Source organism: Bacteroidales bacterium (assembly GCA_014860585.1).
GTDB lineage: Bacteria > Bacteroidota > Bacteroidia > Bacteroidales > 4484-276 > RZYY01.
Genome location: JACZJL010000152.1, coordinates 1 through 21189, shown reverse-complemented (window position 1 = coordinate 21189; position 21189 = coordinate 1). Strand labels below are relative to the sequence as shown.

Annotated in this window: 8 protein-coding genes; 1 reads left to right on the top strand and 7 read right to left on the bottom strand. The window is 44.4% G+C overall.

Annotated elements, in window-relative coordinates; translation table 11 throughout:
- The 3 genes from IH598_15460 to IH598_15450 all read right to left on the bottom strand — a co-directional run.
- Positions 1-1284 (bottom strand): hypothetical protein (locus tag IH598_15460; GenBank protein ID MBE0639914.1); only part of this gene is annotated, 1284 nt, incomplete at its 3' end.
- Positions 1285-1359: 75 nt separating this feature from the next.
- Positions 1360-1524, bottom strand: coding sequence for a hypothetical protein (locus IH598_15455; protein MBE0639913.1), 165 nt, complete (start codon positions 1522-1524; stop codon positions 1360-1362).
- A 122-nt stretch (positions 1525-1646) separates the two neighbouring features.
- Positions 1647-3383 carry a tetratricopeptide repeat protein gene (locus tag IH598_15450; GenBank protein MBE0639912.1) on the bottom strand — a complete coding sequence of 579 codons (1737 nt, stop codon included), beginning with the start codon at positions 3381-3383 and terminating at the stop codon, positions 1647-1649.
- 755 nt (positions 3384-4138) lie between these two features.
- Here IH598_15450 and IH598_15445 point away from each other — a divergent pair.
- A complete protein-coding gene (locus IH598_15445; protein ID MBE0639911.1) occupies positions 4139-9793 on the top strand; it encodes a choice-of-anchor D domain-containing protein in 5655 nt (1884 codons plus the stop codon).
- 132 nt (positions 9794-9925) lie between these two features.
- On the opposite strand, the gene IH598_15440 is transcribed toward IH598_15445, so the two are convergent.
- From IH598_15440 to IH598_15425, 4 genes are all read right to left on the bottom strand, one after another.
- Positions 9926-10153 carry a hypothetical protein gene (locus tag IH598_15440; GenBank protein ID MBE0639910.1) on the bottom strand — a complete coding sequence of 76 codons (228 nt, stop codon included), beginning with the start codon at positions 10151-10153 and terminating at the stop codon, positions 9926-9928.
- Positions 10154-10212: 59 nt separating this feature from the next.
- On the bottom strand, positions 10213-15318 hold the full coding sequence (locus IH598_15435) for a choice-of-anchor J domain-containing protein (protein MBE0639909.1): 5106 nt from the start codon (positions 15316-15318) through the stop codon (positions 10213-10215).
- 152 nt (positions 15319-15470) lie between these two features.
- Positions 15471-15707, bottom strand: coding sequence for a hypothetical protein (locus IH598_15430; protein ID MBE0639908.1), 237 nt, complete (start codon positions 15705-15707; stop codon positions 15471-15473).
- Positions 15708-15765: 58 nt separating this feature from the next.
- The coding region (locus IH598_15425) for a T9SS type A sorting domain-containing protein (protein ID MBE0639907.1) at positions 15766-21189 on the bottom strand (5424 nt) is incomplete at its 5' end.

Sequence of the window (21189 nt, the reverse complement as noted above, 5' to 3'; positions counted from 1 at the left end):
CTCTTCGGGCCAATAAATTTCAGTCAGATTTCTGAAAATAACAAGTTCATCAACCATTGAAGCAAATAGATCTTCCATGGCAGGATTTTCGGGTATGATGAAACTGGACATACTATTCCAGCCTTCTTTGAAAACAAAATTGCTGATAAATTCTTCGGCATTTAGTGCAGTCAATTTTGACAGTCCCATTTGAACAAAATTGCCCTGATCCGGAGCACTTGCGTCATAAGTAGCCACAGCATTGTATTCGGCAGTTTCGTTCATATCAAAAAGTCTCCACCAAAAGGCATCGCCATCAGCAAAACCGTCTTTTTCGGTGGTGGTAATGTCATCACCATAAGCTGTGACGACAGTATTTCCGAAAAGGGAAATTGTTGCACCACCACCGCACACTTCCATGCCTTCATCGTTTACATAAAACACACCAATCCAGTCTCCTGCAGTGAGTGGCACACCATTAATACCCGGGGCAACCGATACTGGTACCTGAATAGTATGTATGGTTCCGGTTGGAGTAATCACCCAGGGATCTTTTTCGATAGTAACCATTTCTACATTGGATGCTTCCGATTCACCTTCATCATAAACAGCTGTTACGTAGTATTCGAAATCACCATTTAATAAATCTTCATCCAGGTAGGCTGTTTCCGTTGGCGTTGCAATCAGCTCATCATTCCGGTAAATATTGAAATTTTGAAACACTGCTTTTGATTCAACCTCCCATGTGAGGTCCACATTGTTATCCTCAAACACGATAGCATTTAGGTTGGTGGGCGCCGGCAGGACAGGAACTGCCTGTATGATGGCAACTGTTCCTGTGACATTTGGATACCCGGCATAACGGGGCGACAATAAATAAGCTAAAGACTGGGCGCCCGACAGAGAGGCATTAATTTGAACGGTAACATAAATGTTGTATGTGCCGGCAAGGATTGAAAATTGCCCGGTGTTGTTATGATCCGACCCCCAGGATACCACCTGACCATTAATATTAATGGGGTTGACATAACTCAATACTGGTGTTCCCGCGGTTGGAGTCATACCGGTAGGGAAAGTAAGTCGAAATAAGTCTGCCTGATCACTCACTGAAGATGAAAACGTAAGCACAAAATTTAGGTTCATTGTTGTACCACTCACATATTCGTTGAGAGAAGTAAAGCTAACCGTGAGCTGATCTGTGTTTTTAGATCCTTTTTCAAGTGACGGGTTTCCCTGATTGATGTTTTGCCCTAATGCACTAAAAATGAGCATTGGCAGTAAAGCTAAAAGTAAAAATCTTCTCATAATTTGAAATTTTAAATTGTGAATAATTAAGATTGAAAAAATTAATTTGTTAAGAACTATGATTACATATTATAACTATTTGCTTTTCAGTTGTTTCTTCTGAAGTTGCTCAAGCATTCGGCACAGAACTTTATTGTTTGTCAGGCTTTTTTGAATCAAGGTATCCAGTGTAGCTTCATCCAATTCAGTATTTTTTTTCGCATCCTTTTTCTTGTCGTCTAAATTGCCGGAATTTTCCATTAGGATTATTTTCGGCAAAACTACAATCGCATAGGATGGGAATGCAAATTTTCAATCCGGACTTATCCGGTATCTGAAAAAGGAAATACCCGGACTAATACCGGACTTCGAGATGTATGTAGCTATAAAGCAGAGAGAAACGACACCAGATTGGTGTCAGGAGATGTGATTTGAAGTTTTCGGCGCAGGCGGTAACGGGCTTTCTCGATGGAGGTAGGGGTTTGGCCTGTGAGTTCCGAAATTTCTTTGGTCGTAAGATTGAGTTTTAGAAACGCGCACAACTTGAGTTCGCTGGGCCAAAGGTCAGGATAATTGCTGATTAGTTTGTCGTAAAAATCTTTGTGGACCTCTTTAAACCTGAGTTCAAACTCAGGCATGATGTCCTTCTCTGTAGCAAGCCTCAACTCAGCAGAAATCTTGCGGATGGCATTTTTTACTTCCTGCTTGCCGGCCGAGTCTTCAACTGTTTTTAGTTTAATGCTCAGTTTAGAAATTATTTCGTTTCGCTTCATAAGGCCAATAACATCAGCAGCATTTTGTTGGTTTTTAAATTCCAGCTCTCTTTCCATTTGCTGCTCCTTTAGCTTGTTATGCTTGGCCTTAATTTTCAATCGGCTGTACAAAAGGCCGATGATGAGCAATATGGCCGACAGGCCACCAATGATCATTATTTTTACAAAATCCTTTCGTTGTTGCTTAAGGGCAAAGGTTTGTTGTTGTTTCTGAAAATCATATTGCTGTTCCAGTTTGGAGACCTGCAGCAAATACTCTTTGCTATTGAGGCTGTCGCGGAGTTGATAATAAAAAATCGTGTAATATGTGGCGCTATCTTTAACATCAATGGTTTCAAAATACTCCCCCAGGAAAAGGCTGGTTTGCATCAACTCATCAGTTAAGTTATTGATTTTTGCCACCTGCATGGCCTTTGATGCATAAAAATAGGCGGAATCATTCTGATGTAACTGAAAATAGGTTTTCCCGGCATAACTCCATGCCGAGGCCAACCCATCGTCGTTGTCAAGAGAATCGTACAATGAAATTGCCTTATCGAAATAAATGAGGCTTGTATCGTATCGCTGCTGCCGGTAATTTACAATACCAATATTGAGGAAATTATTGGCAATCCATAAAAAATTATCGCTTTGCTGGTTGAGTTCAAGTGCCTGCTTAAAATAATACAATGCCTGTTCATAGTCTTCAAGTTTTTCGTAAATAGCAGCAATATTGTTTAAAGCAGCTGAAATGTTCGTTTGGTTGTTCAAAATGAGTGCCAGGTCAAGTCCTTTTCTGTAATACTCTATGGCCTTGTTTGGATTGTCCAATTTATAATGAATGATGCCAATAAGAATGTTTACTGTTGAAATATTCGATGAGTCCTTCATTTTTTCGAAAAGATCCAGGGATTCGAACAAGTATTCTCCAGCCATCTGGTAGCTCCCGATGCTCAACATACGTCCGCCAAGTGCGCTCAACGACAGGGCAATCTTTTCTTTATCAGCCAATTCCCGGCTGATATTTAATGCTTCCAGTTCGAGCCTATTGGATTGGTTTAAACTATCAAGATTTTGATATGCTTTTGAAAGTTTCCTGCTGGTTTTCCATTTGTATTCCTTCTCGCCATCATTGGCATTTAATAAATATGCTTCATGGGCAAATTTTAATGCCTTAACATTATCCCATCCGGAATAAACATCAGAAAGTTCAAGTAAGAGGTCTGTTTTCTGATTTGTACTTTTGGCTGTTTGCAAGGCAATATGCAAACTATCGGCCTTATCCTCAAAAACCTGCCCTGATAAAAGCGCTGGAATGAAAATAAAAAATAAAAAACATATTTGCAGCCTCCATAAAACCATAATCATCAAAAGTACAATTAACTTGTGAATAACCCGGTCATCCTGTCCCCTCAAATGGGTGTACTGACACCAATTTAGGTGAAGGTTTCAATGAACGATTTGGCGTGACAAAACTACAGTTTTTTATTTGGCTTTCGCCGTTTAATTCACTTTGGTGCGGGGGGTGAGCCAACCTATCCAAAATTGCATTGGCGATGGTGTTTTCGCCAATTACATTAAATCAGCCTGAAATCGGTATCTGGCTGGCGATGATGGTAAAAGGTTTGGTATAGGGTCTTATTTCTTATTTTCTTGCTTTTTTGGCAGAATTTTCAAATGGCAAATATCAAAAGACAAATACCTGTCTGCCGCCAGGCAGGAATACGAAATAAAAAAAATCAAATATCAAACGGCTACACATTCATTCCTGCCTGCCTCACATAGGAAAGGTAGTTTTCATTGTTTGGATTTTTGATCCTTTGTACATTGGATTTATTTGAGATTTGTTTATTGCATTTGTAATTTCTGGTTTATCCAGGTTAGGTTTTACCCGCGGGTTTTTCGAAAGATGGCCCGGGGTTTTTTATTTAATTGTAAAACAATATATGGAGAAATATACATGTATAAAATATTGATAAACAATTAATTAAGGCATAAACAAATATTTTGTAAAAATATTGATTTTCAAACACTTATTCCCCACGTTTTATTTACCTTTACCTCAACTAAAAAACTCATTGAAATTACTTTAAGTAACATATTTTCAATTAATTAAACTCATTATGAAAACCTTAAGAATTCTGCTTTTAGGGGTGTTAATCACTCCTGCGGTCATTTACGGTCAATGGGTCATTCAGGATCCCGGATTTCCTGAGCTTTATGAAATCAGTCATATTCACACGTTGAATGCAAATGATTTGTGGGTAGGCGCTAAAGATGTCAGTGGCGGTGGTTATGCTCCGATGTTTGCCCGCTCTGAGGTTGGTGGTGTTAGTTGGCAGACAGGATACATCACCGGGGATCAGGATCTTTCGCCGGCGATGATTTTTGGGATAGATGCATTGCCTTACGCTTATGCTGTGCTCTACAAAACCAATCCGGTGAGTAGCAGCCAGGCGGGTATTTATGCAACCTTTGACGGCGGTAACACCTGGGCCAGACAGGTTGGCGTTTTTGAACATCCTGATGCTTTTCCTGATATTGTTCACTTCTGGAACAGCACAGAGGGTGTTACCATTGGCGATCCGGTTGATGGTTTTTTTGATATTTACACAACCAGTAACTCCGGAGCTGACTGGATTAAAGTCCCTTCCGTGAATATACCTATACCCTTAGCCGGTGAAAATGCCATTGTAAGAACTTATGATGCGGTGGGCGACAGGATTTGGTTTTCTACGACCAAGGGACGGGTGTTCCGCTCTGATGATCGCGGCCTTAACTGGTCAGCTTTTACATCTCCGTTCAGCTCATATACAAGGGTTGTTTTCAGAGACAGCGATAGCGGATACCTGCAGGATGTCGGAAGCTGGGAAACCACGCAACTGGCAGAATCCAACGACGGTGGCGCAACCTGGCAGATCGTTGAATTTGAAGGTGATTTATTAAACTGGGATCTGAAATATATTCCCGGTACTCCTGCCACAGTGCTTTCAAGTGGAGCTTATCTCCGTAATGGGCTTACGGTAAGTTTTAATGGTGGACAAAGTTGGAACCGGATGATTGACGGTTACAAAGTGTTTGTGATGGATTGGTACGACTGGCAAACAGGTTGGGCCGGAGGGCAGATAGACCTTCAGCCGGAGGGATTCAGGCCAATGCTCTTCAAATATACCGGCCCGGGTGTAGGAGGGTTTATGGTTAGTCCGTTGTTCATTGATTATGGAGCAGTCAACGTGGGCGGATCTGGTGTTATGCATATTATTCTCACAAATTATGGTGATGATGAAATCAATGTATTTTCCATCACAAACACAACCAATGAATTTTTTGTAGATCCTGTCTCTTGCATTGTTCAGCCCAATGGCGGGCAATATGCGATCACAGTAACATTCACTCCCGGAAGCGAAGGTTTTTTCTCAGACGAGATCATGATCGAATGCGACCATCCTGACCTGGGAGTTTGGTCAGTTTTTGTACAGGGAAATGGTGCACCTCCTCCAATACCATTCACTGTAACACCGGAATATTTTGAGGAAGCGTTGATTAACGGGGAGAAACGTACGCAGGGAATGAGCATCACCAACAACGATGGGAATAGCTATGGATTGGAAATTGAGACTAATTACCTGGCGCCGCTTCAGGCATTGGGTTGGAACTATGGCTCAACACCGCTCGACAGTGACGATGGAATTTTGGGTTCGTCCCCTGACCAGGCCATGTTTATTAAAGATTTAAAAGTTTCCGGTGAATTCAACGAAGCTTTTCTGCGGATGGGTTTTGATGACGGTGTCCGGGCATGGGTGAATGGAATTTTGGTCATTGACGATAAATACAATGCGCATAATGTGGGCTATTGGGATCAGGAAATTGACATTACCGGGTGGATTACACCTGGAACTAACAGAATCACTGTAGTAGTTTTCAATGGGGTTTTTGCCGGTGACGGTAACGGCGGTTTCGATTGCGAACTGGAGGTGGACGGTCAGATGCTGATAAAGCGTGGAGATGAAAATTATGGTGTGCTCGAAGCCATGTGGTTCTATTTCGGTGAAACCGGGCAACAGCTTTTGCCAACCAATGATGTGTATGCAAGGCATTGGTGGGAAAAAGATTACGGACGTTATCAGTGGCTGAACCTTAACACAATTTCCGGCAATACTTCCGTTGATCAGTTTGATGTATTGGGTTGGAACTATTGGTCAGCCCCATTTGGCGGGAATGAATATCTCTTAAACGAATCACCCGACAATGCTTATTTTATCAAAGATGTTGAAATAGAAACCTATGAAGAGGCAATCCTTTACCTCAGCTTTGACGATGGCTGTATGGTAATTTTGAACGGAGGTTTATTATTCGATTTCAGCGAAGAGGTGCACGGTGGTGAGTACTGGAACAAGGAATTAGATATTAGCGAAAATCTGATTGAGGGCAGAAACCGTTTTTCGATTATCGTTTTAAACGGTGTATATGGCGGGGGAGGAGGAGGTTATTTTGATTGTCAGCTGGTGGTTGACGGTGTGAATAAAATCAGCAGAGGGGATTTGTTTAATGGAGAGCCTGAAGCCTTTTGGCACGTTTACGGTCAGGCTGGCCAGGTATTAACTCCGCCAAACGATGCCAGCGGACGGTTATGGTGGGAAATGGATTATGCCAGCGGTGGGTCTCCTCTGACATCATCTCTGGGGTGGCAATACAATTCTACGCCGGTTTATGAAAACGAAAATCTTCTTACCATTTCCCCGGATAATGCCCAATTCATTAAAGATATTGAAACAGGATATGTTTATGAGGCAATTCTCTATTTAGGCTTCGACGATGGATGTCGTGTCTGGATAAATGGGATCCTTGAATTCGATTTTTATGATGAAGTACATGGATTAAATTATTGGGATCATGAGTTGGATGTCTCCTGGATGTTACAACCTGGCAGAAACCGCATTGCCATCGAAGTTTACAATGGTATATATGGAGGCGGTGCTTTTGGAGGTTTTGATTGCCAACTCATTGTCAATGGTGTCGAAATCATCAAAAGGGGTGATGAGAACTATAATGAGCCTGAAGCCATGTGGTTTATGTTTGGAGAAGCGGGAGAAATTCTCACGCCACCTGCTGATGCCAATGGTCTTGACTGGTACCATAAAGACTATGGAATTTCAGCATCCCAGCCAACACAAAATATGGAGGATATAATTGAGGGGTGGCAAACCAAAGAGGTAATGGTATTGTTCGATGCAACAGGGCTGACCCCGGGTGATTATTCGGCTACAATAAAGGTTATCAATACGGGTACACAGGAGATAGTTGAAGTTCCGGTAAACCTTATTGTGATGGAAGAAGCCAGCCTGTTTGTTACCCCAGTTGTACTTGATTATGGTGAATATTTCCTGGGATTCCCTGAAATGCTAAAACTTAAAATTACCAACCAGGGCGCCTTACCACTCGAAATCTTTGAGGTTTACCCGCTTGATGGTGGTATTACGATCGTCTGGGATGAGTTTATTATCGAACCTTCTCAAAGTATTTACCCTGAAATATACATTGATCCAGGAGAGACCGGACCGTTTAGTTCCGGCCTGGTAATCACCAGCAGCGATCCACTGCATCCTTACGCGTTCATTACAATTCATGCAGAATGCAAGTTTGCTCCTGATTTTGAAATTCCGGATATCGATTATTTATTTGCTTCGCTGCCGGTTGGTGGAAATGAAATCCAAACTTTTGATATTGCCAATTTTGGCGAAAATCCTTCAATACTGGAATTCACTATCCCTCAGGCAATGGAAGGTAAGAATCATCGTGCCTTGAAAAAAGTGCCCCTCCAAACTAAAGAGTCAAAGAGAAATACCCGGATTGATCCGAATCAGGAGCAGACTCCGGTTTATCACTATGACGACTTGCTGGGGGTAAAACCTGCAAAAATCAGGGACAAAATGCCTGCGACCAGAGCCGGTGATGTCAATATATTTTTTGATGATATGGAAAATGGTGTAAATAGTTGGCAGATTGAAAATTACCAGGAAACGGAAGACCAATGGCATCAGATAAATATTGATGTCAATGCGCCGGAACATGTCTGGTGGTGTGGGAACGAACTTACCGGGACTTATTATAATTCGAATATTGTGACGGAAGCAATCATTTCACCATCGGTAAGATTACCACATTGGGGCAATACCATCTACCTTGAATTTGAAGAATATTATGATGTTGAGGAGGGTTTTGACTGGCTGTATGTAGATATCAGCACCGATGGGGGAGAAAACTGGTGGCGAATCCGCGACGATGCCACAGGGATCGCAGAAAGCTGGATCGTTACCACACTTGATATTTCGGAATATGCCGAAAATGAAATAAAAATCCGGTTTCTATTTGACACCGGGGATGAAATCGCTAATTCTTTCCCCGGATGGTTCATTGATGATGTAAGGATTTATTCACCAGGATTTCCCTTTCTTTCCATCGGTCCTTCCCAGGCTGCTGTGCTTTCTGGTGAATACCAGAATATGATCGTAACCTTTGATGCCTCAGGATATAATCCTGGCTTTTATATCGGTTATTTCCTGATCCATTCCAACGATCCTGATGAGCCCTTCTATTACCTCCCGGCTCATATGGAGGTTACAGGCGAGCCGGAAACCCATTTTATTGAACTTCCAGCTGGCTGGGGTGGCTTGTCAAGTTATCTCCAGCCACTAAATCCTGCCATGGAAGATGTGTTTGCCCCGGTTACCGATGAGCTGATCATTGCCCAGACCATGACAGAAATGTATTATCCCGGACAAAATATCAACACCATTGGCAACTGGTATCAGCACGCAGCTTTTAAGGTTAAAACTTTGGCAGAATGCACCCTTGCGGTAGAAGGATATGTGGAAAATAACAAAAATGTCTGGCTTGATGCCGGCTGGAGTCTGTTGCCAGTCGTCACGCCTGAGGGCGCCGATCCTGCCGGTCTGCTCTCACCGGTCAACGGGTTTGTGATTGCAAAGGATGTAGCTGGAACTGGAGTTTTCTGGCCGGAGTTTGGTATTAATTCCCTAGGCATTCTTCTTCCCGGAAAAGCTTACTATGTTTTGCTGACAGCCCCCGGAGTAGTGGATTTTACGGGGATGAAGAGTTCCATAAACCTGACAGTTCCGCACGAGCGGGATCAAAACCTGTCAGGTTTGGAAATCACTCCCACCCCCTCCACCCACACCATCGCCATCCTGCCCGAAGCGTTCAAAGGTTTTGAACAGAGAGCAATCATAGGTGCATACGATCAGGACGGCAATTGCTTCGGAGCAACAGTTTATAACTGCGAAATCATCAGCCTCACGGTGTTTGGCGATGATCCGATAACAGCGGAGAAAGATGGGTTCTTTGAAGGCGAAATGATTTTCTTCAAAAACCTGTCAGGTCTCAATCCCGCACATGCGGGACTGACAGGTTTGAATCCCACATTTGACCAAACCCTCCCCCAATCCGACGGACACTTCACCGAAAACGGCCTTTCGGCCATCACCGGGTTTGAAAGTTCTAACGGAGTTGAGTTCGCTGAGTTTGTTTGTCTGATCAACATCTTCCCCAATCCTTCGGATGGCGTGGTGAACATCACCGGTCTTCAATCCGGCGCTAAAATCATTGTGACCGATGTTCGGGGGCAGGTTGTGCTGATTACCGAAACTTTAACCGCCGGCCAGACTTCTTTAGATCTGACTGATTTCAATGCCGGTGTTTACTTCACCAAAATCGAAATTAACGGACAACGCATTTTCAGGAAGATTGTCCTAAAATGAAGTGAGGATTAATGTGAGGTTTTACCCCGGGTCTGTCGAAAGATAGCCCGGGGTTTTATTTGTTTTGTTTCCTGTCAGCCTTACTTTAGATAAGCTGTTTAGCGATTGCTGGAAAAGAGAGCGGTTTAGCTGCTATTTACGGGTTTTCAGTTTGTACGCTTTACTGGCGCCATAGGCAGCTCCAAGTAGAATAAGAGTAACAACTCCACCTTCTATTGGCGTACCGCCACCAACAGGCGGATTCCCGCCGCCACCACCCGGATCCCCCGGGGGAGGTGGTGGGTTTTGGGCAAAAATTGCACCTGATATAAACAAGGCCAAGTAAGCTGTTAAAATTAACTGAAAGATTTTCTTTTTCATTTTATATTGAGTTTTATTATTCATTGGTAGTTTATTTTTAATCGTTATTAGTGAAAGAGTTACCGGGTGATTATTTTTTGGGTAATGGAAAATTGCTCGTTGAAGAGTTGTACCATGTAAACGCCGGCACTCAAACCGGGAACAGCAACCGTTGAGCGGCCGGGCTGAGCCTGACTGCTGAACAACAGCTGACCGTTCACATTGAACAGGTTTACTGTTGATATTCCGGTGACCTTCTCCGAAATATTCAGATAGAGCCAGCCATCGTAGAAATAGGCGCTGGCCTCTGGTGTTGGCAATTCATCAACACCAACGGCGCTGTTGATGAGCAGCACAAACCGCATGGCGTCATTACCAGGCTCGTGGAAGAAGGTGTAGGTGGAAGTAGCACGGAGATCAGTCATCTTATCAGCTTGTTGATCCCATAGGTAAACAGGGATGGAAGGGTTGATACTTTCGGTGGCCAAGAAAGTGAATTTCACCTCGCCGGTTACACCCAATTCAAATCCAACCGGAATTTCCATTTTACCGCCGGTAAAAGGCAGACTGTTGATGGAAAGTTTATGACCATCAGAAGATGTCGAGTACAACTGTGGCGCTTCGACAATGCCATACAATTTAAAACCGTCTGTTTTCAGGTCAAAGTCAGTTGTGGATTCTTCATTAAGCCAAACAGTGGTTTCATCTGAATAATCATTGGCTTCGGCCTTTATGGTCAGGTAGTTTTCCAGTGCATTGGTTGATTTGTAAAAGGCCTGGCTGTTGTGTGCACGGACATCATTATTCATGGCTACCTGTGGTGAGGTTTCATTATTAACCATCACCATAAATGCCTGGCCAACCGGAATATAATTATCAGTGGCTGATGTTAGGCTGGTGTAATTGACGCCATTCCATATGTAGCATACCCCTCCAACGCCTGCTGAGCGAGTCCAACCTGAGGTTGCCCCCCAGTTAATGGCTGAAGGATAGGGATTTGGAACCAGGTTGAAGGTATAATTACCGGCATTACCCGTGACCCCGCAACTGAAGCTGCCATTATTCAAATGGCCTTCGAAAGAATAAATCGTTGAAGCATCAGGGTAATAGATCATGTAACCCTGATCGAGATTTAGCGGGTTAATAGTTGATCCCCCCATAGCAACCCATTTTCCATAATAACCGTTTTCATTGATTTGCGTAGGATCCAAGCGGTATAGATAAGACCCAAGGAATAATCCGGACAGTGGATTTGCATAATAGGCCGGGATGGAAGCAAAGTGGTATTTGTAAATGGCCAGGTTACTGCTTCCGGTGATATAAGTCTGAACGGTACCGGGCACATTGTCTGTATTGTGTACTAACGAACCGGCGCCGCTTGCGCCCGATTGGATCACTAGTCCGTCGTTACCCTGGCTGTTGGTAATCGTGCCGGATGTAGTAAGTTGTCCGGTTGGCAGGATATTAACGTTGGCGCCACTTTCAATCTCAAGATTAACAATTTTTGCTTCAGTGCCTGAAATCACCGGGAAATTCGTTACGCTGGTCGAAGGAATAAGGGCATCATCGGCTGCAGTTGGAACCGAATTACCGGTCCAGTTGGTATTGGTAAACCAGTCGGTACTTGCAGTGCCTTTCCAACGGCTCGCTGCCACAAGCAATTGAACTGAATTTGAAGCTTCAGACTGGTAAACAGGATCAACATAATTAGCTTTTACGGTGTAAGTGTAAGAACCAGGAGAAAGTTCTGCATCATTAAAACTAAAATCTGAAGAGGATCCGACCAGGTTATTATTACGGTATATATCGAAAGATCCGAATGACTTGGAGAATCTCAGTTCATCGGACTGCATCACAGGGCCACCCTCGCCTTTTACTTTTTCAAGAGGTTTGAAATCCGGGGGAATAACTGCGAAATCAGGTTCAGATTGTTCCGTTTCTTTGCTGGGGCCTCCTTCAATCTTCAACTCATCAATCATCAACACAAAAGCGTCGTTTGATAAGCAGTTGATGGCAAGATAAACTTCCTGCCCGGCATAAGTTGAAAGATCGTAACTGTATTTTGTCCAGGTGATTGGCGGTTCAATATAACTGCCTGCTGAAATGATGGTAAAATCGGCAGATTGTGTTCCTGTTGTTGAAATCCCAACCTTGAAACGCTCCAGGCCATATTGGTTCGTCACTGATTTGGCATAGAAACTAAACCATTCATCTGGCGACACAGTTATTTTTGGGGTAACAAGCCAGTCGTTGTTTGGTGGGGTTGTGGCTGCAAAGCAAGCCGCATACTTTTGCCCTGTGAATGGCGCCCAGTCACCACTTAACGCTGGGGTTGTCTGAGATGGATTGAAAATAATGAATGAACCTGTGTAGTTTTGATTCGTAAATGTAACATCCTGTATTGCATAGGTTGCACTGCCATCAACATCCCGCTGGGTAAAGCTGCCATAACCTAGGGAAAAATTACTATACACTTCGAATCCGTCGTTTAGCAGGGGCGAAAGCCAGGTAAGACTAACATCGGTGTAATTATTTATAGTACCTTCAAGTTGTCTTGGCGGTGTAAAAGGGCTTTGGTTTACTGTAATAAAGTTGGTTTTCGTCCGGGTGAGATTTCCATTTACTGTAAGACTTACGGTTTTACTTCCGGTCGAGCTGTAGGTCACTTCGTGCGGTCCCTGCGTTAGGGCAGTTGCAGGGCTTGCACCGGCGCCAAAATCCCAGCTCCAGCTGGTTAAGGTTCCACCTCCTGAGGCATCGGTAAAGGTAACTACTTCGTTCGTGAATACTGTTGTTGGATTGGCTGAAAAATCAGCATACGGACCTGAAGGATCGCCGGTAATGGCAATATCATCAACTGCCCAATACCAACCATATGTTCCTGTATAATTCCATTTGAATTTCACCTGCGCCTGGCCCGCAACTGCTGCAATTACTTGATTGAATGTAGCAGGATTTGTTGTTGTGGCCGTCCAGGATTGGATCAAAGTCCAGGTATTACCGTTGTTGATGCTATAGGACAATGTTGCAGACGAGCTTATATGTCTGTAATAATGTGAGAAAGAAAGAGCTACATTTGAATAATTCGTCAGATCAAGTGTGGGTGTAATCAGGTCAGTATTTTGTGTATTGCCACTACCATAATCATCGCTGTTCAGGTAGGCGTAATTGCCGTTTAGAGTGGGATTGGGGGTGTATCCTGAAATTATTCCAAACTGCCATACCTGCCCGTTGCCCTGATTGTCGTTATTTTCCCAACAGTTAGGTATGGGCGGGGCAACATTGAAATTTTCAGTAAAGGGAAGGGAAATAAAAACACCGCAAAACGTAGATGCATTGGCTATCCGGCCGGGTGAATATTCGTTGGTGGCATTAAACGAATAAGCTTTGTAATAAATAATTGTGGCAGCATCAAGGCCTGTATGCTGAAAGGCTGAATTGTTTCCGCGATACAAAACGGTTCCACCACCCGGGATGGTTTGTCCGGTAGTGTAAACAGTTCCGTCAACAGGAGTACCGAAAGTGTTTGTAGCCGACCAGACAATCATAACGTCGTTGTTGTCGGGGTTTTTTGTCCATCCAAGGTCTATTTGGCTTACACTGACGGGTGTAGCTGAGAATGATGCAGGATTTTGCACCCCATTCATCAACTCTTCAAGGGCAATCAAGGCCAGGTGAGCGTTCAGCCTTCCCGACCCAAGTTTACCGATGTATGAAGAATTTTCGGGATAATGATTGTCAACATTATCAACTAACAGGTTCCATACATCGGTATTCTGCAAAGTGTATTCATTCCGGTGCGCATAAGAGATCAGCAAAGCAGCTACTCCCGATACATGAGGGCAGGCCATGGAGGTGCCCTGGTAAAAAGCATAAGAGCTTCCGCTTACAGAGCTCAACACTCCCCTTGCTGTTACGCTGTTAGTTTCTCCTCCAGGTGCTGAAATAGATATCCATGACCCATAGTTGGAATAATACGACTTTACATCCTGGTTGTTGGTGGCTGCTACTGACATTGCGCCACTGTAGTAACCCGGCCACCAGGCCGCATCGCTATTATCATTACCGGCTGCAAAAATCGTAATCCCACCATCCAATGCCACACCTCCTCCATTCGCATTAAAATAATCAATCCCATCAATTTCATTCTGTACATAAACACCGGGTGAACCATATCCCCAACTATTTTGTGAAATAGCTGCTCCATTGTCAGCCGCATAGGTCATCATTCCTAGAACAGAAAGACCGTGCGATCCATCAAACAGGTCAATGGACATAATTCTTATTCCATTTCCGGAGCTCGTTCCTCCGGCAATACCTGAAACGCCGGTACTGTTGTTGGTAACCGCAGCAATTGTACCTGCAACATGACTGGCATGATCATCAGGGATGGTTGATAATCCATCTGGTCCGATGGTAGGCCACATATTGGCCGCTAAGTCGGGATGATTAAATTGAACACCACCGTCTATTACAGCAACAATAACATCACTGTGGCCTTTTTCGAATTCCCATGCTTCAGGAAGGTCAATATCCTTGTCAACAGTTCCCGACTGTTGCCCGGTATTGTGGTAATGCCATTGCTCGTTGTAGCGCGGATCATTTGGCGTCCATCGGCCGTCTTTTTCCTGTTTTTCCTTTTCAATGCTTATCTCAATGGCTTTAATTCCTGAAGTATTAAGTTCAATTTTTACTTTTTTGAAGGCAAGTTCAGCTATTTCAACTTCAGCAAGCGCTGCAAATTTTGACATTGCTTCCTTTGGATCAACCAGTTCATCCAATGTCAACTCAAACCAAAGATGAAATCCCCATGCTTTGTGACGATCGCGAAATTGCACCGAATTTGGCGACACATCGTAAAGCCCAAAAAGTAATGGTTTATATTGAGTAACTCCAAATTCCCTGTTAAGCGCATCAAGCGTTTCTACCCCGGTGATTACAAATTGGTAGTTTTGTGCTTTGTTTACTAAATCTGGAATTTTTTCTTCAAGGCCGTGAATAATCTTTATGTAAATCTTACCAGCTTCATAATTATCCTTAGTTATTATGCTAAGGTCAACAGCAGGCCGCTCTCCCTTTTTAACTATGTAAATTGAATTTCTAAAATAGGGTTCTCCAGCATTAAGTATGATGAGAAACGACAGCATCAACATGCTGAAAAATAAAAAAGTAATTTGTCTTTTCATTAAAATAAAATTATCGGTTAGTTGTGTTGAGATTTGGCCATCATGAATTTTTTGACTTTGGGTATAAAACATCTGTGAGGCTCATAATTTCTCTATTCAGAGCCTCACAGATACTTTTACAAATTAAAAAATTAATTAGTTCTTTAAACGAACTATCTGGCTTTTTTGTATTTTGTCAATTGATAGGTTTTTCCGGCGCCATAAAAAGCCGCTAAAGCAATTAAAGTTACCATACCACTGCCAACCGGCGTACCGCCACCAACAGGCGGATTCCCGCCGCCACCACCCGGATCCCCCGGGGGAGGTGGTGGGTTTTGGGCGAAAATTGCACCTGATATAAACAAGGCCAAACAAGCTGTTAAAATTAACTGAAAGATTTTCTTTTTCATTTTATACTGAGTTTTGTTAATCGTTATTGTTAATAGTTAAGCGTTATTAGTGAAAGACTTACCTGGTTATTATCTTTTGGGTAATGGAAAATTGCTCGTTGAAGAGATGTACCATGTAAACGCCGGTACTTAATCCGGGAACAGCAACTGTTGAGCGCCCGGGCTGAGCCTGACTGCTGAACACCAGCTGACCGTTCACATTGAACAGGTTTACTGTTGATATTCCGGTGACCTTCTCAGAAATATTCAGATAGAGCCAGCCATCGTGGAAATAGGCGCTGGCTTCTGGTGTCGGTAATTCATCAACACCAACGGCGCTGTTGATGAGTAGATCGAACCTTTCGGCAGGATTGTCAGGATGATGATAGAAAGTGTACTCCCCGCTGGAGCGCAGGTCGGTCATGGCGCCTGTGAGCCTGTCCCAGAGATGGACGGTAACCTGCGGATCAAAAGTATCGATGGAGGATGCTGTAAAACTTACTTCACCTTCAACGCTAAGCTCAAAGCCAACCGGGATAGCCATTTTTTCATCCGAAAGTGGTAGCATGTTGATGGTCAGTTTCTGTTCTTCCAGGCTCAGGCTGTAGATTTGCGGGGCGTCTGTTCCCCCGAACATCTTGGTTGCATCTTCCTGATTGTTGTATTCCATTGAGGCCACATCATCGAAAAGCACAACCAATTCATCCCTGTAAGTATTGAATGATGCGTTGAGTCTGATTAGGTTTGGCAACTCCTCCTTCTCTTTGTAAAATGCCTGACTACTGTGTAATCTGGCATCGTTATTCAATGCAAGGATTGGGTCAGCAGCAGTGGCCTGAACAAAGAAAGCCTGCCCTACCGGAATGTCTTTGGTGACGTCAAATGTTCCCGTTATACCATTCCACACGCCATAGTTGTCTTCCGTATGTTTCCACATCCAGTAGGAGCCGGCAAGGTTTGATCTGGTCCAGCCTGCAGCTGCATTCCAGTCAATGGCAGAAGGATAGGGGTTGGGAACAAGATTGTAATTGCCGGACACATTGGGGTAGGAAACATCAGCATAGAAAGCCCCGCTGTTGAGCAATCCCCGGAAAGCATAGGTAGTGTCAGCATTCCATTTTGCACCGGGATATTTATAGATCATATAACCCTGTTTCACGTTAAGCGGTGTGCCTGTTGACCCTCCCATCGCACTCCACAATTGGTTATCCGCATCAAACTCATACAGGTATGACCAAAGGAACCAGCCCGTTATCGGATTCGATGCCTGTGTAACCGGAGCAGAAACCAGGTGATAACCTGCTGCGGGGATGTAGCGCTCAACGGTGGCCTCAACGCCCGGTGTGTTGTGTAGCAATGAGCCGGTTCCTGTATTGTCGGATTTAATCACTAGTTTGTCTTTCCCGGCATTATTCTCCAGTTTGTCAGCAACAGTGAGCGAGCCTCCCGGAGCGATTTTTACCTCAGCGCCAGGGTCTATGGTCAGGTAGCCACATGTGGCTGCTACAGTGATATCGGGATAATTGGGAACGCCTGCCGGAATCCTTACAGCCTCGGTAGCTAAAGTGGGTGCATTGGGATTCCAGTTGCTGTTGTTGTTCCAAACGGAGTTTTGTGTACCTGTCCATGAACGGCCAAACTCATCTGCCCCGATAAAGGGCGGAGTATTGCGCGGGTCGCCGTCAATGTCTTCGTTAACAGCGTTTAAGTAAGTACCGACACTTGCTAATGGTGAGGCGAAACCACCCGAAATATGAAGATCGGTAGCGCTTACAAAATCAGGAACGACGGAGATTGAATTAACATCCTGACCGGTACCGGTCCGCCAGCCTGCAATGTTTGTTCTGTAAGATCCAATATACCCAAGATTTGTACCCGTTGAGCGGTAAACATTATAATTGATGACTGAAAACACCGTATTGGCTGAGTTGCAGATCACTGCGCATCGGTTTGTACCCACGGTTGCCGCCATGGAGAAGATGTTGTTACGAATATCAAGCGAATTGGCGCCAAGTCCTGAGGCAATCATCAAACAGGCTGGAATCCCGGTTGTGGCAGTTTGGTTTGTGGCAAGGTTCACGCTGTTGTGATAAAGCCTGTAGCCGCCACCGCTGGTAATTCGAATGCCATAACCATTGTCCGTGGTGGTAGAACCGTATCCATATCCAGCCACATCCCAGATGAAATTGTTGTAAACCAGCACATCGGCTACTGTTGATGTGGATGATAGGGCCAGTCCAACAGAACTGTATCCTCCTGCATTTGTATTCTTGATATTGGAAATTCGGTTGTTGAATACCGTAACACTGGTGCTGGCGCCCTGAATATTGATGCCATTGGGCGTACCGGTAGTGGAGGTGGTAATACCACTGACAGTGTTACCCGAAATCTCCACCCTGCTTGCGCCGGAGGTAACTATGCCCCACAAAGCAACGGCTCCGTTTTGCGTCATGGTTTGCACTGTATTGCCGGTAATTTCTACATTCGGAGTAAAATTGATAATTCCTGCAAAACCTGCCAATGTTCCTGAATTAGTCAGTTGTGAGATTGAGTTACCAGTAACCTTAACACTTTTGGCTAAACTACCTGAGCCAATGTAAATTCCTGATAAAGCACTTGATGTGCCTGTGTTGGTGACTGCAACATTGCTAACTATATTGTCAGAAATAGCGCCGTTAGTACCAGTGGCGAATTGGATTCCTCTGACTAACTCATTATTGGCGTTAGAGATATTCGACACCGTATTATTTAACACTGTGGCACCATCAACACCCTGGACATAAATTCCAATCAATCTGACAGAATTTGTTCCGCTTGAATTGAGGTCATTATCAGCGATGATCAACCCGTTTCCATTTCCGGGTAATACTGCCGCCAAAGCATACACGCCAATATATGCTTTGCTGATGCTGTTGTTTTGAATGGTAATATCATTAAAGTAGCCGGCAGTGCCGTCTGCTGCAGTTACCACCACAGCAGATGAAGTTTGGGCGCCGTTGATCATAATGCAATTCTTTACCCCCGAACCGACTACAGGTGTTGTTCCTGAGGAACCAATCAGGATGACTTCCGGGAAAGTAGCACTGGTATTTTCGAGTGTTAAGCTGCGGTCAGTACCTCCTGCGTTGGAACCGTCAAGAGTAACAAAGTTGGTGTTGATGATGCTGAAGATGTTCCCATCAGCCACCGAGCCTGTTACACTCACTGTTTTGCCCGTACCGGGTTTAATGGTCACCGGTTTGGTTGCATCGGGTTTGTGCTCGCTGGAAACATTGATCACAACCGGAAAGGTTTCGCCGGCGGAATAGCTGGATTCTTCGAGTAGGAAATTCACTGCACCGCTGACCCCAAGGCTGTTCAGGGCAGCAACAGCCGCTGTGATGGTAGCATAGGTTCCTTTAATTTCTTTGGATTTGTCTGTATTTTCCACAAAAAGCGGACCTGTATAAACTTCTCCGTTCTCCATTGGGACATAGGTGATTTCTTCCACTTCCATCATTTTGTAGTTACCCTGAACACGGGAAGAAGCTTCAACCACAGGATCAGCCAAAACCGGTTCTCTGCCGGGCGAGGTTTCTTTTGCCTTTTCCTGCTTATCATCCTCTATTTCATTAGCTACCCAAACCTCTTTCCACACTTTATTGACTACTTTCTCAAAAGTAATATTCCTGCCACTGAGTTGATTAAATGTTGGGGTACTGATATCATAAATACCGGCAAGTGGACCTGCTACAACTGTGTAAGTGTAAGGATTAACCGGGTATGTAGTGATGGTATTTACATCAGTGGCAACCAGCCCTGCGCCGGGATTGGCCACAATGTCGCCGCTCACCGATTGTGCGATCACAAAATATTCCACCATATCACCAATGGATAAGCTTGTAGTTCCGATCACAAAATCATAGAGGTTACCGCTCAAGGAAGCTGCTGCTGCACTTTGCCAGGACCCGGCATTTACGCGCCAGTATATGCGTGGAGCATTGCCGCCGGTGGCAATGCCGTCGGGGTGACTTGTTGAAATGTGAACATCATCCAGGTTGCGGTTGCCGGTTACCGGTGTAGTCGTAGCCAGTGGTGTGTAATGGATGGCAGGTAGCGGCAAATAGTAATTAACCGTAACTGTCCAGGTGTTGTTGTCCACTCGGTTTAAATCTTGAGTGCAACCATCTGTTATGGCCCAACTCGCTGTTCTAAATGAGTGTAATTTAAATTCGATATTCCCTCCGCCTGAAACTTCGTTGGCAATAGTAAGCCCAGTACGGGAATAAGACTGGGTTCCTGCAACATCGCCGGTTCCTGAATAGATATTGGCCTCGTACTTACCCTCACTTGAGGTGCAAACCAGCCTTGATTGTTGGTGAGACTTAAATGCAGGCGAGAGCGCTGTCATATTATACGCAACATCAACGCCAGTAATCACAGCGCCTGCTGGAATATTCACCGTCAAGCTACCCGGGCAGGTGGATACACCAGAAGGATCAAAAGGATGATCGGTAGAAATGTGGCCGGCTGCGTAGGTTGCTGATGCCGATAAGGCATCGCTGACAATAACCTCATCAAGTACATTGGCATATCCCCAGTTGTTTATACCCTCGAAGGCAATCTGGTAAGTTGAGGAAGGATTAGGAAGTGCTAGCGTTACGTTAGTCCAGGTATTCACATTGCCAGTATAATGTGCTATTTCAACCCAGGGGTCAGAACCGCTGATCCGGTAATAAACTTTTAACTGATTTTGATCACCATCCCAGACTTCCTGACCATACCAGAAATTCACTTCAGGGTTTGTTAATCCGGAGATATCCAAAACAGGTGTAACCAGTTTGGTGATAGGGCTATTGGTCCCTGACACACTTACAAACCTGGCATTTAACGTTCCGGCTTTGGCAGTAGTAATAGAACCACCACCTGCTCCGGTAGCGAAAGACCAGCTTCCCGTTCCTGTTTCTTGAATCTGCGTCCAGGATGCTCTGGTTGGCGAGTCCGCTTCAAAGGTTTCATGGAAAAGAGATTGAATAGAAGTAGCCTTGTCTGTTATTGCATTGGCTTTTTTGCCGGAGGAGTAGTGATTGGAACTGTTGTAAGAATAAGCGCGGTAAAAGTAAACAGTAGTTGGCTCCAGGGCTGTATGCGAAAATGTGTTGGCAGAGCCGCGGTATAGCACTATGCCTCCTCCGGGGATGGCATCTCCGGGGCTATAAATTGTACCTTTAACCGGTGTACCAAAATTGTCATTGGCGGTAAAGACCAGCATCACATCATTGTTATCTTCATTTTTTGTCCAGTTAAGGTTGATTTGCGTCGGGCCTGCGGCAATGGCATTCAAAGCCTGCGGGTTTTCCAGTCCGTTGAGAAAATCCTGCACACCCTGCAGTGCTGCCACGGCATTGATTCTGCCAACACCTATCTGCCCTGCAACATCGGGGTTCAGGTAATCAATATCGTCTGCAGTTGCTTTCATGATTTCCCTGAGCTGCTGTGGAGAAAGCTTACCCGGCGCCATGGC